Annotated in this window: 13 protein-coding genes and 3 rRNA genes; all 16 read right to left on the reverse strand. The window is 66.0% G+C overall.

Annotated features, from left to right (window positions below; all coding sequences use genetic code 11):
* Positions 1-628: 628 nt before the first annotated feature.
* A 5S ribosomal RNA gene (gene rrf, locus FRW57_RS05620) occupies positions 629-745 on the reverse strand.
* Between the two features lie 94 nt (positions 746-839).
* Positions 840-3,942 (reverse strand): 23S ribosomal RNA (locus tag FRW57_RS05625).
* Between the two features lie 331 nt (positions 3,943-4,273).
* A 16S ribosomal RNA gene (locus FRW57_RS05630) occupies positions 4,274-5,795 on the reverse strand.
* Together the 16S, 23S and 5S rRNA genes form the textbook arrangement of a ribosomal RNA operon.
* A 541-nt stretch (positions 5,796-6,336) precedes the next feature.
* Entirely contained in the window at positions 6,337-7,599 is a 1,263-nt protein-coding gene (gene tyrS / locus FRW57_RS05635; RefSeq protein WP_137120998.1) for a tyrosine--tRNA ligase, read from the reverse strand.
* Positions 7,600-7,647: 48 nt separating this feature from the next.
* Positions 7,648-8,295 (reverse strand): DNA-3-methyladenine glycosylase, encoded by a 648-nt coding sequence (locus FRW57_RS05640; RefSeq protein WP_137120997.1) that lies wholly within the window; start codon positions 8,293-8,295, stop codon positions 7,648-7,650.
* 29 nt (positions 8,296-8,324) lie between these two features.
* The gene (locus FRW57_RS05645) at positions 8,325-9,077 is read right to left on the reverse strand and encodes a succinate dehydrogenase/fumarate reductase iron-sulfur subunit (RefSeq protein ID WP_152185509.1); all 753 of its coding nucleotides are present in this window, start codon (positions 9,075-9,077) and stop codon (positions 8,325-8,327) included.
* Complete coding sequence (locus tag FRW57_RS05650) at positions 9,074-11,002, reverse strand: fumarate reductase/succinate dehydrogenase flavoprotein subunit (RefSeq protein ID WP_152185510.1); 1,929 nt, start codon at positions 11,000-11,002, stop codon at positions 9,074-9,076. The genes FRW57_RS05645 and FRW57_RS05650 overlap by 4 nt, the downstream gene beginning before the upstream one ends.
* Before the next feature lie 46 nt (positions 11,003-11,048).
* A complete protein-coding gene (locus tag FRW57_RS05655; protein WP_152185511.1) occupies positions 11,049-11,861 on the reverse strand; it encodes a hypothetical protein in 813 nt (270 codons plus the stop codon).
* Between the two features lie 4 nt (positions 11,862-11,865).
* A complete protein-coding gene (locus FRW57_RS05660; RefSeq protein ID WP_137120993.1) occupies positions 11,866-12,159 on the reverse strand; it encodes a hypothetical protein in 294 nt (97 codons plus the stop codon).
* Between the two features lie 125 nt (positions 12,160-12,284).
* Positions 12,285-13,721 (reverse strand): argininosuccinate lyase, encoded by a 1,437-nt coding sequence (argH, locus tag FRW57_RS05665; protein ID WP_152185512.1) that lies wholly within the window; start codon positions 13,719-13,721, stop codon positions 12,285-12,287.
* A gap of 61 nt (positions 13,722-13,782) precedes the next feature.
* On the reverse strand, positions 13,783-14,283 hold the full coding sequence (locus FRW57_RS05670) for an arginine repressor (RefSeq protein WP_137120991.1): 501 nt from the start codon (positions 14,281-14,283) through the stop codon (positions 13,783-13,785).
* Complete coding sequence (argF, locus tag FRW57_RS05675; protein WP_152185513.1) at positions 14,280-15,203, reverse strand: ornithine carbamoyltransferase; 924 nt, start codon at positions 15,201-15,203, stop codon at positions 14,280-14,282. Before argF ends, FRW57_RS05670 begins: the two co-directional genes overlap by 4 nt.
* 52 nt (positions 15,204-15,255) lie before the next feature.
* The gene (locus FRW57_RS05680) at positions 15,256-16,455 is read right to left on the reverse strand and encodes an acetylornithine transaminase (RefSeq protein ID WP_137120989.1); all 1,200 of its coding nucleotides are present in this window, start codon (positions 16,453-16,455) and stop codon (positions 15,256-15,258) included.
* Complete coding sequence (gene argB / locus FRW57_RS05685) at positions 16,452-17,360, reverse strand: acetylglutamate kinase (RefSeq protein ID WP_152185514.1); 909 nt, start codon at positions 17,358-17,360, stop codon at positions 16,452-16,454. Before argB ends, FRW57_RS05680 begins: the two co-directional genes overlap by 4 nt.
* Before the next feature lie 140 nt (positions 17,361-17,500).
* Positions 17,501-18,652, reverse strand: coding sequence for a bifunctional glutamate N-acetyltransferase/amino-acid acetyltransferase ArgJ (argJ, locus tag FRW57_RS05690; protein ID WP_137120987.1), 1,152 nt, complete (start codon positions 18,650-18,652; stop codon positions 17,501-17,503).
* A gap of 58 nt (positions 18,653-18,710) precedes the next feature.
* Positions 18,711-19,349 (reverse strand): N-acetyl-gamma-glutamyl-phosphate reductase (gene argC, locus FRW57_RS05695; protein ID WP_152185515.1); only part of this gene is annotated, 639 nt, incomplete at its 5' end.

Here is a 19,349-nt window from a genome sequence, read left to right on the forward strand (position 1 = left end):
CGCCTCGCGCGCCGCCGGCACCCGGCCGGCGCGCCGCACCGCGGTTTCGGCATGGGCCTCGGCCGCCACGACATCGGTCTCGAGGAACATCGCCGCCGCGACGAGGTGCTGCGCCACACCCTGGGCGTTCTCCTTGCTCAGCGTGCGTAGCTGCCCCCGCACCGCGCGGTCGAGCTCGTATCCGGTGATGCCCTCGGGTATCGCCGGCTCCGGAAGGCGTGGAGACTTCGGCGCCAGACGGGCACCACCGCGACGTTCGCCATCGCCCTGTCCCTCTCGCTGGTCCGGACGTCCGGACCGGCCTCCCTCCCGGCCACCCGTGCCCCGGGCACCTCTGGCGCCATCCTTGCCCTGTCGCCCACCTGTGGAGGGCCGGCCGCCCGCGGTGGGCCGACCGTCACCGCGCCGCTCAGCCCCACCCTCCGGTGCTCGACGCTGACCGTCGCCCTGGCCACCCCTCGCGCCTCGCGGAGCCCGTCCTCGACCTGCACTGTCCTGTGGCACGGAGTGCCTCCCTTTCACCTGGTGGACCGGGGCCGAAGCCGTCCCGTCGCTGCCTGCCTTCGCGCGGTGCGCGGAACGCAAAAGAGCCCTACCCGTCGCCGGGTAGGGCTCTTTCACAAAGTATGTCCGGCGGCGTCCTACTCTCCCACACCGTCACCAGTGCAGTACCATCGGCGCTGAAGGGCTTAGCTTCCGGGTTCGGAATGGAGCCGGGCGTTTCCCCTTCGCTATGACCGCCGTAACTCTATGGAGATATCAAGTCATGCGAGATCTTCAGTGGATCTCACGGTTCCCGACCGTACCTCGGGAACCACACAGTGGACGCGTAGCATCTTTGTATCAAGTTATCGGCTTATTAGTACCGGTCAGCTTCATGCATTACTGCACTTCCACATCCGGCCTATCAACCCAGTGGTCTAGCTGGGAGCCTCTCGGGGTAAACCCCATGGAAACCTCATCTTGAAGTGTGCTTCCCGCTTAGATGCTTTCAGCGGTTATCACTTCCGAACGTAGCTAATCAGCGGTGCTCTTGGCAGAACAACTGACACACCAGAGGTTCGTCCATCCCGGTCCTCTCGTACTAGGGATAGATCTTCTCAAGTTTCCTACGCGCACAGCGGATAGGGACCGAACTGTCTCACGACGTTCTAAACCCAGCTCGCGTACCGCTTTAATGGGCGAACAGCCCAACCCTTGGGACCTACTCCAGCCCCAGGATGCGACGAGCCGACATCGAGGTGCCAAACCATGCCGTCGATATGAACTCTTGGGCAAGATCAGCCTGTTATCCCCGGGGTACCTTTTATCCGTTGAGCGACGGCGCTTCCACAAGCCACCGCCGGATCACTAGTCCCGACTTTCGTCCCTGCTCGAGATGCCTCTCTCACAGTCAAGCTCCCTTGTGCACTTACACTCGAAACCTGATTGCCAACCAGGCTGAGGGAACCTTTGGGCGCCTCCGTTACATTTTAGGAGGCAACCGCCCCAGTTAAACTACCCACCAGGCACTGTCCCTGGTCCGGATCACGGACCGAGGTTAGATATCCAGAACGACCAGAGTGGTATTTCAACGTTGACTCCACCGACACTGGCGTGCCGGCTTCAAAGTCTCCCACCTATCCTACACAAGCCGTACCGAACACCAATACCAAGCTATAGTAAAGGTCCCGGGGTCTTTCCGTCCTGCTGCGCGTAACGAGCATCTTTACTCGTAGTGCAATTTCGCCGAGTTCGTGGTTGAGACAGTGGAGAAGTCGTTACGCCATTCGTGCAGGTCGGAACTTACCCGACAAGGAATTTCGCTACCTTAGGATGGTTATAGTTACCACCGCCGTTTACTGGCGCTTAAGTTCTCAGCTTCGCTCAAAGAGCTAACCGGTCCCCTTAACGTTCCAGCACCGGGCAGGCGTCAGTCCGTATACATCGTCTTGCGACTTCGCACGGACCTGTGTTTTTAGTAAACAGTCGCTTCTCCCTGGTCTCTGCGGCCGTTCGGGCTAGGAGGTAAACTCCTTCACCCTCTGGGCCCCCCTTCTCCCGAAGTTACGGGGGTATTTTGCCGAATTCCTTAACCACGATTCACTCGATCGCCTTGGTATTCTCTACCTAACCACCTGAGTCGGTTTGGGGTACGGGCGGCTAGAACCTCGCTAGAAGTTTTTCTCGACAGCATAGGATCACCCTGCTTCGTGCATACGCACTCACTATCAGGTCTCAGGCACATGAGATGCGGATTTGCCTACATCTCGCCCTACACCCTTGGACGTGGACAACCATCGCCACGCGGAGGCTACCTTCCTGCGTCACTCCATTGCTTACCTACTACTAGATCGGGTCGTACGATCCACCAGCATCACTCCGAAGAGTTCAGCCGGCTTCTTGTACTTAGCATCAAAAGGTTCGGTATGGGCGGTTCTTCGCCGGTTCCGGAATATCAACCGGATGTCCATCGACTACGCCTGTCGGCCTCGCCTTAGGTCCCGACTTACCCAGGGCAGATTAGCTTGACCCTGGAACCCTTGGTTATTCGGCGGACGGGTTTCTCGCCCGTCATTCGCTACTCATGCCTGCATTCTCACTCGTGTGGCGTCCACGGCTGGATCACTCCGCCGCTTCGCTCGCCACACGACGCTCCCCTACCCATCAACACGCTTGGACCGTACAAGTACGGCCGGGCAATGTGTCAATGCCACAGCTTCGGTGGTGTGCTTGAGCCCCGCTACATTGTCGGCGCGGAATCACTTGACCAGTGAGCTATTACGCACTCTTTAAAGGGTGGCTGCTTCTAAGCCAACCTCCTGGTTGTCACAGCAACTCCACATCCTTTTCCACTTAGCACACGCTTAGGGACCTTAGATGGTGGTCTGGGCTGTTTCCCTTTCGACTACGGAGCTTATCCCCCGCAGTCTCACTGCCACGCTCTCACTTACCGGCATTCGGAGTTTGGCTGACGTCAGTAACCTGGTGAGGCCCATTAGCCATCCAGTAGCTCTACCTCCGGTAAGAAACACGTGACGCTGCACCTAAATGCATTTCGGGGAGAACCAGCTATCACGGAGTTTGATTGGCCTTTCACCCCTACCCACAGCTCATCCCCTCAGTTTTCAACCTAAGTGGGTTCGGTCCTCCACGCGGTCTTACCCGCGCTTCAACCTGGCCATGGGTAGATCACTCCGCTTCGGGTCTAGACCCAGCGACTCATTCGCCCTATTCGGACTCGCTTTCGCTACGGCTTCCCCACACGGGTTAACCTCGCCACTGAGCACTAACTCGCAGGCTCATTCTTCAAAAGGCACGCTGTCACCCCACAAGGAGGCTCCAACGGATTGTAGGCACACGGTTTCAGGATCTATTTCACTCCCCTCCCGGGGTACTTTTCACCTTTCCCTCACGGTACTTGTCCGCTATCGGTCACCAGGGAATATTTAGGCTTAGCGGGTGGTCCCGCCAGATTCACACCGAATTTCACGGGTTCGGTGCTACTTGGGATACTTCTCAGGAGTTCATGTCATTTCGTCTACGGGGGTAGCACCCTCTGTGCCGGACCTCTCAATGTCCTTCGACTATGGCACGAATTTCTTACTCCTTGTTGTCTTGGTAGAGACAACTGAAAAGTCCCACGACCCCGACCATGCAACGCCTACCAGCTATCACACATGATCGGTTTAGCCTCTTCCGCTTTCGCTCGCCACTACTCACGGAATCGCAATTGCTTTCTCTTCCTGTGGGTACTGAGATGTTTCACTTCCCCACGTTCCCTCCACTCGCCCTATGTGTTCAGGCGAGGGTGACTGGACTTGCCTCCAGCCGGGTTTCCCCATTCGGAAATCCACGGATCGCAGTCTGGTTATCGACTCCCCGTGGCTTATCGCAGATTCCTACGTCCTTCTTCGGTTCCTGGTGCCAAGGCATCCACCGTGTGCCCTTATAAACTTGGCCACAAAGATGCTCGCGTCCACTGTGTAGTTCTCAAGAAACGGGCGGAACCTTCACCGTGCCTGGCGCCTGCCGCATCCGCGGTGGTTCGACCATGGTGAAGGCCCTACCGGCTTGGCCGGCTGAGGTCGAGCTTGCGCCCGAAGCCCTCAGGACCCAACAACGTGCCAGGCGCTGCCATCCGGTCGGCGGTTTCCATGCTCCGAGGAGCTGTACTAACGGTCCGACACGAGTGTCAGCGCCAAATAATCGATGTTCCACCCTTGAGCTCCTGCCTCGAGTCATTCGCTCGAGCCAGGCTCTTGGATCTCTTGCGAGACCAAGTGCTCCTTAGAAAGGAGGTGATCCAGCCGCACCTTCCGGTACGGCTACCTTGTTACGACTTAGTCCCAATCGCCAGTCCCACCTTCGACGGCTCCTTCCTTGCGGTTAGGCCACCGGCTTCGGGTGTTACCGACTTTCGTGACTTGACGGGCGGTGTGTACAAGGCCCGGGAACGTATTCACCGCAGCGTTGCTGATCTGCGATTACTAGCGACTCCGACTTCATGGGGTCGAGTTGCAGACCCCAATCCGAACTGAGACCAGTTTTTTGGGATTCGCTCCACCTTGCGGTCTCGCAGCCCTTTGTACTGGCCATTGTAGCATGCTTGAAGCCCAAGACATAAGGGGCATGATGATTTGACGTCATCCCCACCTTCCTCCGAGTTGACCCCGGCAGTCTCCTATGAGTCCCCGCCATAACGCGCTGGCAACATAGAACGAGGGTTGCGCTCGTTGCGGGACTTAACCCAACATCTCACGACACGAGCTGACGACAACCATGCACCACCTGTATACCGACCTTGCGGGGCACCTGTTTCCAGATGTTTCCGGTATATGTCAAGCCTTGGTAAGGTTCTTCGCGTTGCATCGAATTAATCAGCATGCTCCGCCGCTTGTGCGGGCCCCCGTCAATTCCTTTGAGTTTTAGCCTTGCGGCCGTACTCCCCAGGCGGGGAACTTAATGCGTTAGCTGCGGCACGGATCTCGTGGAATGAGACCCACACCTAGTTCCCAACGTTTACGGCATGGACTACCAGGGTATCTAATCCTGTTCGCTCCCCATGCTTTCGCTTCTCAGCGTCAGTAGTGGCCCAGAGACCTGCCTTCGCCATCGGTGTTCCTCCTGATATCTGCGCATTTCACCGCTACACCAGGAATTCCAGTCTCCCCTACCACACTCTAGTCTGCCCGTACCCACTGCAAGCTCGAGGTTAAGCCTCGAGTTTTCACAGCAGACGCGACAAACCGCCTACAAGCTCTTTACGCCCAATAATTCCGGACAACGCTCGCACCCTACGTATTACCGCGGCTGCTGGCACGTAGTTAGCCGGTGCTTCTTCTGCAGGTACCGTCACTTTCGCTTCTTCCCTGCTGAAAGAGGTTTACAACCCGAAGGCCTTCATCCCTCACGCGGCGTCGCTGCATCAGGCTTGCGCCCATTGTGCAATATTCCCCACTGCTGCCTCCCGTAGGAGTCTGGGCCGTGTCTCAGTCCCAGTGTGGCCGGTCGCCCTCTCAGGCCGGCTACCCGTCGTCGCCTTGGTGGGCCGTTACCTCACCAACTAGCTGATAGGCCGCGAGTCCATCCCTTACCGATAAATCTTTCCACCCAGTGCGGATGCCCGTCTGGGTCGTATCCGGTATTAGCTCCGATTTCTCGAAGTTATCCCAGAGAAAGGGGCAGGTTACTCACGTGTTACTCACCCGTTCGCCACTGATCGCCTGGAGCAAGCTCCAAGGTCACCGTTCGACTTGCATGTGTTAAGCACGCCGCCAGCGTTCGTCCTGAGCCAGGATCAAACTCTCCGTTGATGTTTAGCTCCGAGACCCGAGGGCCTGCGGAAACAAAAACCCCGAAGGGCCGATTTTCTGGCTGAGCAGAACGAGTCGTTGCTGACTCGATCTTGTTCTACCAAAGGATTTTCGTTCGAGTTCTTTGGCGAGGGCCCGATGGGCTTCCCGCCGCCGACCTCGAGACGAGGTTATTGGCATCGATTTTTGGCACGCTGTTGAGTTCTCAAGGTTCGGACGCGCACCGTTCGCGGCCTTGTGGGCCTTGATCCGGGGCAACTGTTCCAACTTACTCTGCCTGACTCTTGGGCGTCAAATCCTTGCCGCTCCGGTGGAGCGGGGTGATTCTCGCGCGCTTGGCGTCTCGGCGTTCCCCCACTGTAGCAGGCTTCTGAGCCGGCCCCGACCGCCCTGTTCCGGGCGACCCGAAGCCCCGGCGAACCGGTGATCCAGGTGGGTTTGTTTACCCGCGGGACCGGCCACCGCGTGGTGTCCGTTCCTCCCTGTCGGGCTGACGTCGAGAACTTTAGGGGGCCCCTGAGACAAAACACAAATCCGCAGGTCAGAGGCCTTTTCGGGCCGCGGCCAGCGACTTGCGGCCGCGCCGTAGGAGCGCGACGCGTCCGTGCAGGAAGTCGTCCTCCCCGAGCACCGCGTCCGGATCGGACACCTTCGAGTTGTTGACCGACACTCCCCCTTCGGCAAGCACTCGCCGGGCCGCGTTGCGGCTCTCGGACAACCCGGTCGCGACCAGGGCGTCGACGAGCGTGCTGCCGACCGGCACCTCCCCGCCCGGCAGTTCGGCCGTGGCGTCGGAGAGGGTGTGGGCGTCCAGAACCCTCGGGTCGCCCTTGCCGAACAAGGCGGCGCTGGCCGCCTCGACCGCCTCCGTCGCCTCGAGGCCGTGCACGAGGGTGGTGATGTCGTGGGCCAGCCCCTTCTGAGCGAGTCGTCTGAAGGGCTCCTCGGCCACCGACTTCTCGAGCTCCACGATCTCCTCCCTGCTCCGGTCGGTGAAGACCCTGAGCAGCTGGATCACCGACGCGTCCTCGACGTTGACGAAGTACTGGAAGAACGCGTAGGGGCTGGTCATGTCGGCGGACAACCAGATGGCGTTGCCCTCGGACTTGCCGAACTTGGTGCCGGCCGAGTCGGTCAGCAGCGGGGTGGACAGAGCGTGCACCGTGGCACCTTCGGCACGGTGGACCAGGTCGACGCCGGCCGTGATGTTGCCCCATTGGTCGCTCCCGCCGGTCTGCAGCGTGCAACCGTGCGCGCGGTAGAGCTCGAGGTAGTCCAGCGCCTGCAGGATCTGGTAGCTGAACTCCGTGTAGGAGATGCCGTCCTGGCTCTCGAGCCGCGCCGCGACCGCATCCTTCCGGATCATCTGGTTGACCCGGAAGTGCTTGCCGATGTCCCGCAGGAAGTCGAGTGCCGACAGCGGTGCCGTCCAGTCGAGGTTGTCGACCAGCAACGCGGCGTTGTCGCCCTCGAAGTCGAGGAAGGGACGCACCAGTTCCTTGATGCGCGCCACGTTGGCCGCGGTCTGCTCCCTGGTCTTGAGCACCCGCTCAGAGGTCGGCTTGGGATCGCCGATCAGGCCGGTCGAACCCCCCACCAGGCAGATGACCCGGTGCCCCGCGCGCTGTAGGTGCCGCAGCACGACCAGCTGCACCAGGTTGCCGAAGTGCAACGAGGGCGCGGTCGGGTCGAAACCGCAATACACCGTGACCGGTCCCTCGCGGAGAGCCCTGCGCAGCGCCGACAGGTCGGTGGTCTGCGCCACCAGGCCACGCCACTGCAGCTCGTCGAGGATGTCGTTCACGATGTCGGGTTCCTTCCACTGGCCGTCCGGGTCGGTCCCAAGACTGCCCTATCCGCGCGAGGGGGTGCGACGCGGTTTGCGGGTTCCGCCGGGACGGTAGGCCGAGACGGTCCGCTCCCCCTCCAGCCAGAACCGCCAGGGGTATGCCGTGCCGTCGCCACCCGCGCCACTCACCCCGACACGGGGTCCAGTCGCGATCCGGGGCGCGCCATCGTCGGATCCTTCGGAGGGCAGGGGGTTGAACACCCGCATCGGGCTGCCGTCGGCGATGACGTCCAGGCCGTTCTCGTCCCGACCGAGGGCCAGTGCCTGGGCCAGACAGGCGGGCCCGCGGGCCAGCCCCCGGTCGGGCGCGCGTCCGCGTCGACTCCTCGCCAGGTCGAGGCCCTCCACGACCTCGCCGGCCCTCAGCAGGACTGCACTGGCCCGGCCCTCCTCCCCGCACACCAGGTTGCAGCAGTAGTGCATGCCGTAGGAGAAGTAGACGTACAGCCCTCCGGGCGGGCCGAACATGACGCGGGTGCGGGGAGTCAGCCCCCGGTAGGCGTGCGACCCCGGATCGCGCTCACCGTCATACGCCTCGACCTCGGTGAGACGCACCGTGACCCCGGCGTGCGAGACGTGGCAGCCGAGCAGGTCAGGCGCGACCTCGAGGACGGGTCGGTCGAAGAACGCCCGAGGCAACCGGTCACGCATGCCTGAGCTGTCCGGCCCGCCTGGGGCGTCTAGTGCTCGCGCCGCCTGATCTTGTTGCCGAGCCACACCAACGGATCGTAGTGACGGTCGACCACCCGCTCCTTCATGGGGATGATCGCGTTGTCGGTGATGGTGATGTTCTCCGGGCAGACCTCGGTGCAGCACTTGGTGATGTTGCACAGCCCGACGCCCTGTTGGTCCCGGGCAAAGGTGGCTCTGTCGTTACGCGCGTCCAGCGGATGCATGGCGAGCTCGGCCGCCCGGATGAAGAATCGTGGCCCGGCATACGCGGCCTTGTTGTCCTCGTGGTCCCGGATGACGTGGCAGACGTCCTGGCACAGGAAGCACTCGATGCACTTGCGGAACTCCTGGGACCGTCCCACGTCGACCTGCGCCATGCGGTACTCCCCGGGCTCGAGGTCGGCGGGCGGCTCGAAGGCCGGTATCTGGCGGGCCTTCTCGTAGTTGTACGAGACGTCGGTCACCAGGTCGCGGATCACGGGGAAGGTGCGCATCGGGGTGACCGTGATGGTGTCGGCCTCTTCGAAGATGCTCATCCGGGTCATGCACATCAGCCGGGGATGGCCGTTGATCTCGGCGCTGCACGAGCCGCACTTGCCGGCTTTGCAGTTCCAGCGCACGGCGAGGTCCGGGGTCTGGGTCGCCTGCAACCGGTGGATGATGTCGAGCACCACCTCGCCCTCGTTGACCTCGACGGTGTAGTCGACCAGCTCTCCCCCGTCGTCACCTCGCCAAACCCGAAAGTGCCCGTCGTAGGTCATGACTGGTCGTCCTCTCCCTGCCGCACGTCCTGGAAGTCCGCGAGTTCCTCTGTCGTGAAGTACTTCTCGAGCTCGGACCGCTCGAACAGGTGCATCAGGTCGTCGCGAATCGTGGGGACCTGCTGTCTGGTCAGCTGCACCATGCCGGTGGCGGGATCCAGGTGGCAGGCCAGGTTCACGCTGCGCCACTTGGCGTCCATGCCGGGGAAGTCCTCGCGTGTGTGACCGCCACGGCTCTCCTGACGCTCGAGGGCCGAGCGGGCGACACACTCCGACACCTGCAGCATGTTGCGTAGATCGAGGGCGAGGTGCCAACCGGGGTTGAACTGCCGCCTGCCCTCCACCGACAGGTGCGCGGCTCGCTCGCGGATGTCGGCCAGCTTGTCGAGAGCCTCCTGCATCTCGGGCTCGCGCCGGATGATGCCGACCAGGTCGTTCATCACCTGCTGCAGCTCCTGGTGCAACGTGTAGGGACTCTCACCACCCTCACGCTGGAAGGGTTCCTCGGCGGTGGCCGTCACGGCGTCGATCGAGGCGTCGATGACCGTCGGCCGGTCCTTGCTCGCCGCGGCCGCGTAGGCGGCAGCGCCCGCACCGGTCCGCTGTCCGAAGACGAGCAGGTCGCCCAGCGAGTTGCCACCCAACCGGTTCGACCCGTGCATGCCACCGGTGACCTCTCCGACGGCGAACAGCCCCGGGACCGAGGACGCCCCGGTGTCCGGGTCGACCTCGATGCCACCCATGACGTAGTGGCAGGTCGGACCGACCTCCATCGGCTGCGCGGTGATGTCGACGTCTGCCAGCTCCAGGAACTGGTGGTGCATCGAGGGCAGGCGGCGCTTGATCTCGTCAGCGGGCAGGCGCGTCGAGACGTCCAGGAAGACGCCTCCGTGTTCTGAGCCGCGCCCCTCCTTGACCTCGGAGTTGATGGCCCGGGCCACCTCGTCGCGAGGCAACAGCTCCGGAGGGCGTTTGTTGTGCTCCGGGTCCTCGTACCAGCCGTCGGCCTCCTCCTCGGTCGTCGCGTACTGGCCCCGGAAGACCTCGGGGACGTACTCGAACATGAACCGCTTGCCCTCGGAGTTGCGCAGCACACCGCCGTCCCCGCGGACGGACTCCGTGACGAGGATGCCCTTGACCGATGGTGGCCACACCATGCCGGTCGGGTGGAACTGCACGAACTCCATGTTGATCAGCTTTGCGCCGGCGCGCAGCGCGAGCGCGTGCCCGTCCCCGGTGTACTCCCACGAGTTGCTCGTCACCTTGAAGGACTTGCCGATTCCCCCGGTGGCCAGCACCACCGCAGGTGCATCGAACAGCACGAAACGCCCGGACTCGCGCCAGTATCCGAAGGCGCCGGACACCGGTCCATCGGGAGCTCCACCGTCGTGCATCAGCTCCGTGATGGTCAGCTCCATGAACACCTTCAGCCGCGCCTCGGCGTCGCCGAACTCCCGCTCGTCCTCCTGCTGCAACGAGACGATCTTCTGCTGCAGGGTCCGGATCAGCTCGAGACCGGTGCGATCGCCGACGTGGGCGAGGCGGGCGTACTCGTGACCGCCGAAGTTGCGCTGGCTGATCTTGCCCTCGGGCGTGCGGTCGAACAACGCGCCATACGTCTCCAGCTCCCACACCCGCCTTGGCGCTTCCTTGGCGTGCAGCTCGGCCATCCGTGGGTTGTTCAGGAACTTGCCGCCCCGCATCGTGTCCCCGAAGTGAACCTGCCAGTTGTCGTGCGGGTTCGAGTTGCCCATGGATGCGGCGATGCCGCCCTCGGCCATGACGGTGTGCGCCTTGCCGAAGAGGGACTTGCAGACGATGGCGACCCGGAGGCCGGCCTCTCGCGCCTCGATGGCGGCTCGGAGCCCGGACCCGCCGGCTCCGATGACCAGGACGTCGTAGGCGTGTCGCTCGAGGTCGGTCACGCAGTGCCTCCCTGCTGTCGGGTGGTGGCCGTCGCGGCCACGGTGGTCAGTTGAAGAAGCGGAAGTCGGAGAACGCGCCGCCCGCCACCAGGGCGATGTAGAGGTCCGTGACGACCAGAGATGCCAGGGTGGCCCAGGCGAACCCCATGTGGTGGGCGTTGAGGCGGGAGACCTGCTGCCAAAGGCCGTAGCGGATCGGGTGCCGGGAGAAGTGGGTCAGGCGGCCGGCCGTGATGTTCCGGCAGGAGTGGCAGCCCAAGGTGTAACCCCACAGGAGCACGACGTTGACGACCATGATCAGCGTGCCGAGACCGAACCCGATCCCGCCGCCCTTGCCGTGGAAGGCCTCCACGGCGTCCCAGGTGTTGATCAGGGAGATGATCACCGCGGCATACCAGAAGTAGCGGTGCGCGTTCTGCAGGATGAGCGGTGCCCGCGTCTCGCCGGTGTACTTCTTGTGCGGCTCGGCGACGGCACAGGCGGGCGGCGACTGCCAGTAGGACCGGTAGTAGGCCTTGCGGTAGTAGTAGCAGCTGAGCCGGAACAGCAAGAGGAACGGCAGCGTGAGGATCGCGAACGGGATCAGCGGCGGCCAGGCCCCGAAAGGGGTCCCGAACAGGCTGGACCCCGCCACGCAGGAGTCGCTCAGGCACGGTGAGGAGAAGGGCGACAGATAGTGGTAGGCGGGCACGAAGTAGTCCGACTGCATCGAGGCGCGGACAACCGCGTAGATCACCCACAGGGTCAGGCCGGTGACCGTGAGGACCGGCGCCAACCACCATCGGTCGGTGCGCAGGGTCCGCGCGCCGATCTTGGCGCGACCACGAGCATTGACCCCTTGTGCCAGATCCTGCGTCACGCTCTCAGCTCCTCGGGTGCTGGCCGACGCCCTCGTCGTCCACGTCGTCGCCCCACAGGGCCGGGTCGTAGTCGTCGTCGGGGATGAACACGATCTCGCCGGGAGCGCCGACCTTGCCGGCATCGCCGACCCCCGCGCCCCGCGCCACCAGATCGATGTCGTCGGCGATCCGCGCGATGTCGTCGCGGAGTCGTTGCACGTCGACGGTGGTGCCCAACGCCTCCTTCAGCCCCGCCGTGGCACGGCGCAGGCCAGCCACGTGCTCGACGGCTGTTGCGAGATGTTCGTTGACCGACATGAAGCCTCCAGAGGCGCTCGGGGGTGGCGCCCGATCCGCAGTATGCCGCACGTCACACACAAGGGGAAGGAACATGTTCGACACGCGCCAACCGGACCGCCCTAGGGCGCGGAGCCCCCGCGGAGTCAGTCACGAACCACCACCGGGTCGGCGCACCAGGCCCGGTGGGCAGCGAGCTGTGCCGCCACCACGTCGAGCTGCTCGCGCACCCGGGCCGGCGCAGTGCCGCCCTTGGCGTCCCTCGACGCCAGCGATCCCTCGATGCTGAGAACCGAGCGCACCTCCGGCGTGAGATCCGGCGAGATCCGCGCGAGGTCGTCGTCGGACAGGTCCCACAACTCGATGTCTCGCGACTCGCACTCCCGGACGCAGGCGCCCGCGACCTCGTGCGCCACCCGGAACGCGACGCCTTGGCGCACGAGCCACTCCGCCACATCGGTGGCGAGCGAGAACCCCTGCGGGGCCAGCGACTCCATCCGGTCGGTTTGGAACTCCATCGTCGCGACCATCCCGGCGAAGGCCGGAAGCAGCACGTCCAGGGTGTCGATGGCGTCGAACACCGGCTCCTTGTCCTCCTGCAGGTCGCGGTTGTAGGCGAGCGGCAGCGCCTTGAGCGTCGTGAGCAGCCCCGTGAGGTCACCGACCAACCGACCGGCCTTGCCGCGCGCCAGCTCCGCGACGTCCGGGTTCTTCTTCTGCGGCATGATGCTCGAGCCGGTCGAGAATGCGTCGGCCAGCTTGACGAAGCCGAACTCCTTGGTCGCCCAGAGGATCACGTCCTCGGCCAGCCGGGAGACGTCCACCGCCGCCATGGCGGTCACGAACGCGAATTCGGCCACGAAGTCTCGGCTGGCCGTGCCGTCGATGGAGTTCTCGACCGCGGCGTCGAAGCCCAGGTCGGCGGCCACGGCTTCCGGGTCGAGGCCCAGCGAGCTGCCGGCGAGTGCTCCGGAGCCGTAGGGGGACACGGCGGTGCGGCGATCCCAGTCGCGCAGGCGGTCGACGTCGCGAAGCACGGCCCACGCGTGGGCGAGCAGGTGGTGGGACAGCAGCACCGGCTGGGCGTGCTGCAGGTGCGTGCGTCCCGGCATCGCCACGGTGAGGTGCCGGGTGGACTGCGCCACGAGGGCGTCCACGACGTCCAGGAGGCGGGCGCCGCAGTCGCGCGCCGCCTGCCGCAGGTACATCCGGAACAACGTGGCGATCTGGTCGTTGCGGGAACGACCGGCCCGCAACCGGCCGCCCACTTCCGGCCCGGCACGCTCGATCAGTCCGCGCTCCAGCGCCGTGTGGACGTCCTCGTCGTCCTCCGCAGGGACGAACGCCCCGGACTCGACGTCCTCCCGGAGTCGGCGCAGCGCGTCCAGCATCGTGGCGAGCGCTTCGTCGTCGAGCAGCCCGGCGGCGTGCAGCACTCGCGCGTGTGCCCGCGAGCCGGCCAGGTCTTGGGGAGCCAGCCGCCAGTCGAAGTGGGTCGACTTGGAGAGCGCGGCCAGGGCGTCGTCGGGTCCTCCGGCGAAACGGCCTCCCCACAGGCTGATGCGGTCCTGGGGCTCACTCATGGATGGTCCTCCGGTTGCTGGTCATCGGGTACGGCGGTGGCGCGCGTCGTCCGCGCGGCCTTCAGTCTTCCTTGGGGCCGGCAAGCGTCAGCAGTCGCTCGGCGACCTCCGGCCCCTGGTGCTCTCCCGAGGTGATGATCAGGATCGTGTCATCGCCCGCGATGGTGCCGATGATGGCGGACTCGTCGGCGTGGTCAATGGCGGACGCGAGGTACTGCGCCGCCCCGGGAGGGGTGCGCGCCACCACCAGGTTGCCGGACGCCTGCGCGGTCACGAGCAGCTCTTCGAGCAGTCGCCTGAACCGGGTGTGGACCTCGGTCGCGTCCAGGGCGGCTCGAGGGGTGCGGTCGCCGCCCTCTCCCGGCACGGCATACACGAGCGCACGCCCCCGGCGGACCTTGACCGCCCGCAGCTCGTCGAGGTCGCGGGAGAGGGTGGCCTGGGTGATGTCGATGCCCTCCTGCCCCAGGTGGGCGAGCAGCTCCGACTGCGAACGGATCGGGTGCCGACCGATGAGGTCGACGATGAGCTGCTGTCGCGCGGCGCGGGTCTGGGCGATCATGCCTGCTCCACCAGCCATGCGAGCAGGGCCTTCTGTGCGTGCAGTCGGTTCTCGGCCTGGTCCCAGACCACGGACTGGGGCCCGTCGATGACGCTCGCCGCGATCTCGAGACCGCGGTAGGCAGGCAGACAGTGCAGGACGATGGCATCGTCCGCGGCCAGGCCGACAGCGGTCTCGTCGACCGAATACGCCGCGAAGGGTGTGTTGTCCGCGTCACGGCCCTTCTCCTGGCCCATGGACACCCAGGTGTCGGTGGCCACCACGTCCGCGCCACGGCACGCCGCGTCTCGGTCGGTGGTGACGGTCACGGATCCGCCTTGCTGCTGGGCGATCTCGTTGGCGCGCGCGACCACCTCCGGTCTCGGGTGGTGGCCCTCCGGGGCCGCCACACGGACGTGCAGCCCCGCGAGAGCTCCACCGACCAGGTAGGAGTGGGCCATGTTGTTGGCGCCGTCGCCGGCATACGCCAGGGTGAGCCCGGCGAGGCCGCCCCTGTGCTCCTGGATGGTCAGCAGGTCGGCGAGCGCCTGGCACGGGTGGAACTCGTCGGTGAGCGCGTTGACGACCGGCACCCGGCTCACGGATGCGGCAGCCTCGAGGCGCTCCTGGCCGAAGGTGCGCCAGACGATCGCCGCGCACTGCCGGTCGAGGACACGCGTGGTGTCCTCGACCGCCTCTCCCCGGCCGAGCTGGCTCGTGGCGCTGTCGAGCACCATGGGATAGCCACCGAGCTGGGCCACGCCTACCGAGAAGGAGACACGGGTGCGCGTCGACGGTTTGTCGAAGATGACGGCGACCGCGCGGGGACCCTCGAACGGCCGCGAGCTGAGCGGGTCGGCCTTGAGAGTCCGGGCGCGCTCGAGCAGGGCCAGCTGCTCCTCGTGGGAGACGTCGTCGTCGCGCAGGAAGTGCCGGGTCACTCGGGGCCCCCGCGAAGTAGCGGAGCGCAACGAAGCACTTCGTGGGGTGAGGTCATGCCGTCTCCTCGGAGGGTGTCGTGTCGAGCAGCACGGGCAGCGCTGCGACGAAGGTCTCCAGCTGCTGCTGGGTGATGATCAGTGGAGGCGCGAGCCGAATCGCGTCCGGACACACGGGATTGACGATGAAGCCCGCCTCCAGGGCACGCGCTGCGACGTCACCGGCGCGGGGCTCCGTCAGCTGGATCGCCAGCAGCAGCCCCTCACCGCGCACCTTGCGGACCAGCGGGTGGCGCAGCGCGGTGACTTCCCCGGCCAGCCACTCGCCTGTCCGTCGCACGTGGTCGAGCAGGCCCTCACGCTCGATTGTCTCGAGCACGGCCAGACCCACCGCTGCGCCCAACGGGTTGCCGCCGAACGTCGTGCCGTGCTGCCCGGGTTGGAGGAGACCCGCCGCCCGCTCGCCGAGGGTCAGCAGCGCACCGACCGGGAAGCCTCCGCCCAGCCCCTTGGCCACCGTGATGGCGTCCGGCACGATGCCGCTGCCCTGGTGGGCGAACCACGCTCCGGTGCGGCCGATCCCGGTCTGGATCTCGTCGACCACGAGCAGGGACCCGTGCGCGGTCGTCAACTCACGCGCCGCCTGCAGGTATGCCGTGTCCAGCGGTCGCACGCCAGCCTCACCCTGGATCGGCTCCAGCACGACGGCGGCGACCGTGTCGTCGACGGCGGCGGCCAGCTCCTCGAGATCGCCGAACGCGACGTGGACGACCTCTTCCAGCAACGGCGCGAAGGGCTCGCGGTAGGCCGGCTTGTGGGTGAGGGCGAGCGCACCCATGGTCCGGCCGTGGAACGCGCCCTCCAGCGCGACGATCCGTCGACGCCCGGTGCGACGGCTCAGCTTGATCGCGGCCTCGACCGCCTCCGTGCCTGAGTTGGTGAAAAACACCTTCGATCCGGTTGGGGCTCCTGCGATCTCGAGCAGTCGCTCGGCGAGCTCGACCTGGGGCCGGGTCGTGAAGAAGTTCGAGACGTGCGCGAGCTGCGCGGCCTGTTCGGTCAGGGCTCCGAGGACGGCGGGGTGGCCATGGCCAAGGGCGTTGACCGCGATCCCGCCGAGGAGGTCGAGGTAGTGCTTGCCGTCCACGTCCCAGACCTCGGCGCCCCGGCCGTGGTCCAGGACGGCGAGGGGCCGTCCGAAGACGCCGAGCAGCGACCGCTCGTAGCGCTCCTGCAGTGCGGTGCTGTCGGTCATGCTCTCGTCCCTTCCTGGGTGACCATGGTGCCGGTCCCCTCGTCGGTGAAGACCTCCAGCAGCAGCGCGTGCGGCTGCCTCCCGTCGATGACGTGCGCCTGCGGCACCCCCTGCCGGACCGCCCTGGTGCAGGCCTCCAGCTTCGGCACCATGCCGGCCTCCACCCGGTGCAGCATCGTCTCGGCATCCTCGACCGCGAGTGTCGACAGCAGGCTCGACCGGTCCGGCCAGTTGCCGTAGACGCCCTCGACGTCGGTCAGCACGACCAGCTTGCGGGCCCCGAGCGCGACGGCCAGCGTGGCCGCGGCGGAGTCGGCGTTGACGTTGAGCACGCTACCCGGCACGTCGAGATCTGGCGCCACCGATGAGACCACCGGGATCCGGCCGGCGGCCAGGATGTCTTGCACGGCATCGGGGTTCACGGTCTCCACGTCGCCCACGAGGCCCAGGTCCACCGGCGCGCCGTCGACCTGGGTGACGCGGCGACGGGCACCGAACAGTCCCGCGTCCTCGCCCGAGAGCCCCACGGCGAGAGGCCCGTGCTGGTTGACCAGCCCCACCAGCTCGCGGCCGACCTGCCCGGTGAGGACCATCCGGACCACGTCCATCACCTCGGGTGTGGTGACCCGCAGGCCGCCGCGGAACTCACTCTCCAGTCCGAGGCGGTCCAGCATGGCGGCGATCTGCGGCCCGCCGCCATGGACCACGACCGGTCGCAGCCCGGCATACCGCAGGAAGACGACGTCCTGCGCGAAGGCGGCCTTGAGCTCGTCGTCCACCATCGCGTTGCCGCCGTACTTGATCACGACCAGCGCCCCACGGAACCGCTCGAGCCACGGCAGCGCTTCCACCAACGTCGCGGCCTTGTCCCTCGCTGCGCTGCGATCCTCACTCGTCGTCGTCATGTCGAGCCCCACTGACCTGACTCCTCGCTCCGGTCCTCGCTGCGCTGCGATCCTCACTCGTCGTCGTCATGTCGAGCCCCACTGACCTGACTCCTCGCTCGCTCCGGTCCTCGCTGCGCTGCGATCCTCACTCGTCGTCGTCATGTCGAGTAAGCCGAGTTCTCGTGCACGTACTCGTGCGTCAAATCATTGGTCCACACCGTCGCCGAGGAGTCGCCCGCGTGCAGGTGCACGAGGAGGTGCACCTCGCGCCCGGACAGGTCGACCAGGGAGCGGTCCTCGCCGACTCCCCCACCGCGACACACCTGCATGCCGTTCATGCTCACGTCGAGAGCGGCAGGATCGAACGCCGCGGTCGTCGTCCCCACGGCCGCCAGCACGCGCCCCCAGTTGGGGTCACCCCCGAAGATCGCGCACTTGAACAGGTTGTTGCGGGCCACCGCCCGGGCCACCTCGAGCGCGTCCTCCTCCGAGGCGGCGGAGCCCACCTCGATGGCGATGTCGTGGTGTGCGCCCTCGGCGTCGCCGATGAGCTGGCGGGCGAGGTCGCCACAGACCTCGGTCACCGCTGACGTCAGCTCGGCAAGGCTCGGCGAGACCCCCGAGGCGCCGGACGCCAGCAGGAGGACCGTGTCGTTGGTCGACTGGCACCCGTCGGAGTCGATCCGGTCGAACGTCCGGCTCGTGGCGGCGCGGAGCGCGGCGTCGAGAGTGGTCGAGTCCGCCACCGCGTCAGTCGTGACGACGACGAGCATGGTCGCCAGAGCCGGTGCCAGCATGCCGGCCCCCTTGGCCATGCCACCGACTCGCCACCCGGACGCGGTGGCGGTCGCCTCCTTGCACACCGTGTCGGTTGTCATGATCGCCGTCGCTGCGGCCGTTCCACCGTCTGCCGCGAGGGATCCGGACGCCTCCGTCACGCCGGCCAACAGTTTGGGCAGGTCGAGCAGCTCGCCGATCAACCCCGTCGAGCAGACGGCCACGTCCGCTGCCGCGACCCCGAGCGACGTGGCCACGTGCTCGGCGGTGGTGTGCGTGTCGGCGAACCCCGGCGCTCCGGTGCAGGCGTTGGCGCCCCCGGAGTTGAGCACCACCGCGTCGACGCGACCGTCCGTCAGCACCTGCCGGCTCCAGGTGACCGGTGCCGCCTCGACCCGGTTGGAGGTGAACACCGCGGCGGCATCGTGCCGGGGACCGTCGTTGACCACGAGGGCGAGGTCCGGGCGGCCGCTGGGCTTCAGGCCCGCGGTCACACCGGCGGCCCGGAAGCCTTCGGCGGCAGTGACACTCACGCCGGGGTCCCGGGATGGAGCCGGAGTGGGGTGCTCTCAGCGGGATGGTTCAGATGGTTCATGGCGCCACTCCCACGGCGGGAAGGCCGAGAGTCTCATCGAGGCCCAGGGCGAGATTGGCGCACTGGATCGCAGCGCCCGCGGTGCCCTTGGTGAGGTTGTCGACGGCGGCGACGGCCACGACCCGGCCGGTCCTGGCATCTGTGGCGACCTGCACCAGCACCACGTTGCTGCCCAGCACGTCGGCCGTGCGGGGCCACTGGCCCTCGGGCAGCAGGTGCACGAAGGGTTCGTCGGCGTAGGCCCGCTCCCACGCCTCGCGGACGTCCCCCGCGCCGTGCCCGTCGGAGAGTCTGGCGGTGCACGTGGCCAGGATGCCGCGCGGCATCGGCGCCAGGGTGGGCGTGAAGGAGACCTTGACGGCGTCATCACCGAGACCGGCTGCCGCAGAGAGGTTCTGCTCGATCTCGGGCGTGTGCCGATGGGTGCCACCCACCCCGTAGGGCGACATCGACCCCATCACCTCTGCCCCGGTCAGGTGGGCCTTCGCGGCCTTGCCTGCACCGGACACCCCACTGGCCGCGACGATCACGATGTCGTCGCCGGACACGACGCCGCCCGCCAGGCCGGGGGCCAGGGCCAGCGTGCACGCGGTGGGATAGCAGCCGGGCACCGCGACCCGGCGCGAGCCGGCGAG

Origin of the sequence: Segeticoccus rhizosphaerae, from assembly GCF_009192725.1 — a bacterium.
Lineage (GTDB): Bacteria > Actinomycetota > Actinomycetes > Actinomycetales > Dermatophilaceae > Segeticoccus > Segeticoccus rhizosphaerae.

Bases quoted from the DNA above. Each gene is read 5' to 3' on its own strand.
- FRW57_RS05640 (WP_137120997.1), bottom strand. From the start codon at position 8,295: ATGCGTGACCGGTTGCCTCGGGCGTTCTTCGACCGACCCGTCCTCGAG.
- FRW57_RS05645 (WP_152185509.1), bottom strand. From the start codon at position 9,077: ATGACCTACGACGGGCACTTTCGGGTTTGGCGAGGTGACGACGGGGGA.
- FRW57_RS05660 (WP_137120993.1), bottom strand. From the start codon at position 12,159: ATGTCGGTCAACGAACATCTCGCAACAGCCGTCGAGCACGTGGCTGGC.
- argH (WP_152185512.1), bottom strand. From the start codon at position 13,721: ATGAGTGAGCCCCAGGACCGCATCAGCCTGTGGGGAGGCCGTTTCGCC.
- FRW57_RS05670 (WP_137120991.1), bottom strand. From the start codon at position 14,283: ATGATCGCCCAGACCCGCGCCGCGCGACAGCAGCTCATCGTCGACCTC.
- FRW57_RS05680 (WP_137120989.1), bottom strand. From the start codon at position 16,455: ATGACCGACAGCACCGCACTGCAGGAGCGCTACGAGCGGTCGCTGCTC.
- argB (WP_152185514.1), bottom strand. From the start codon at position 17,360: ATGACGACGACGAGTGAGGATCGCAGCGCAGCGAGGGACAAGGCCGCG.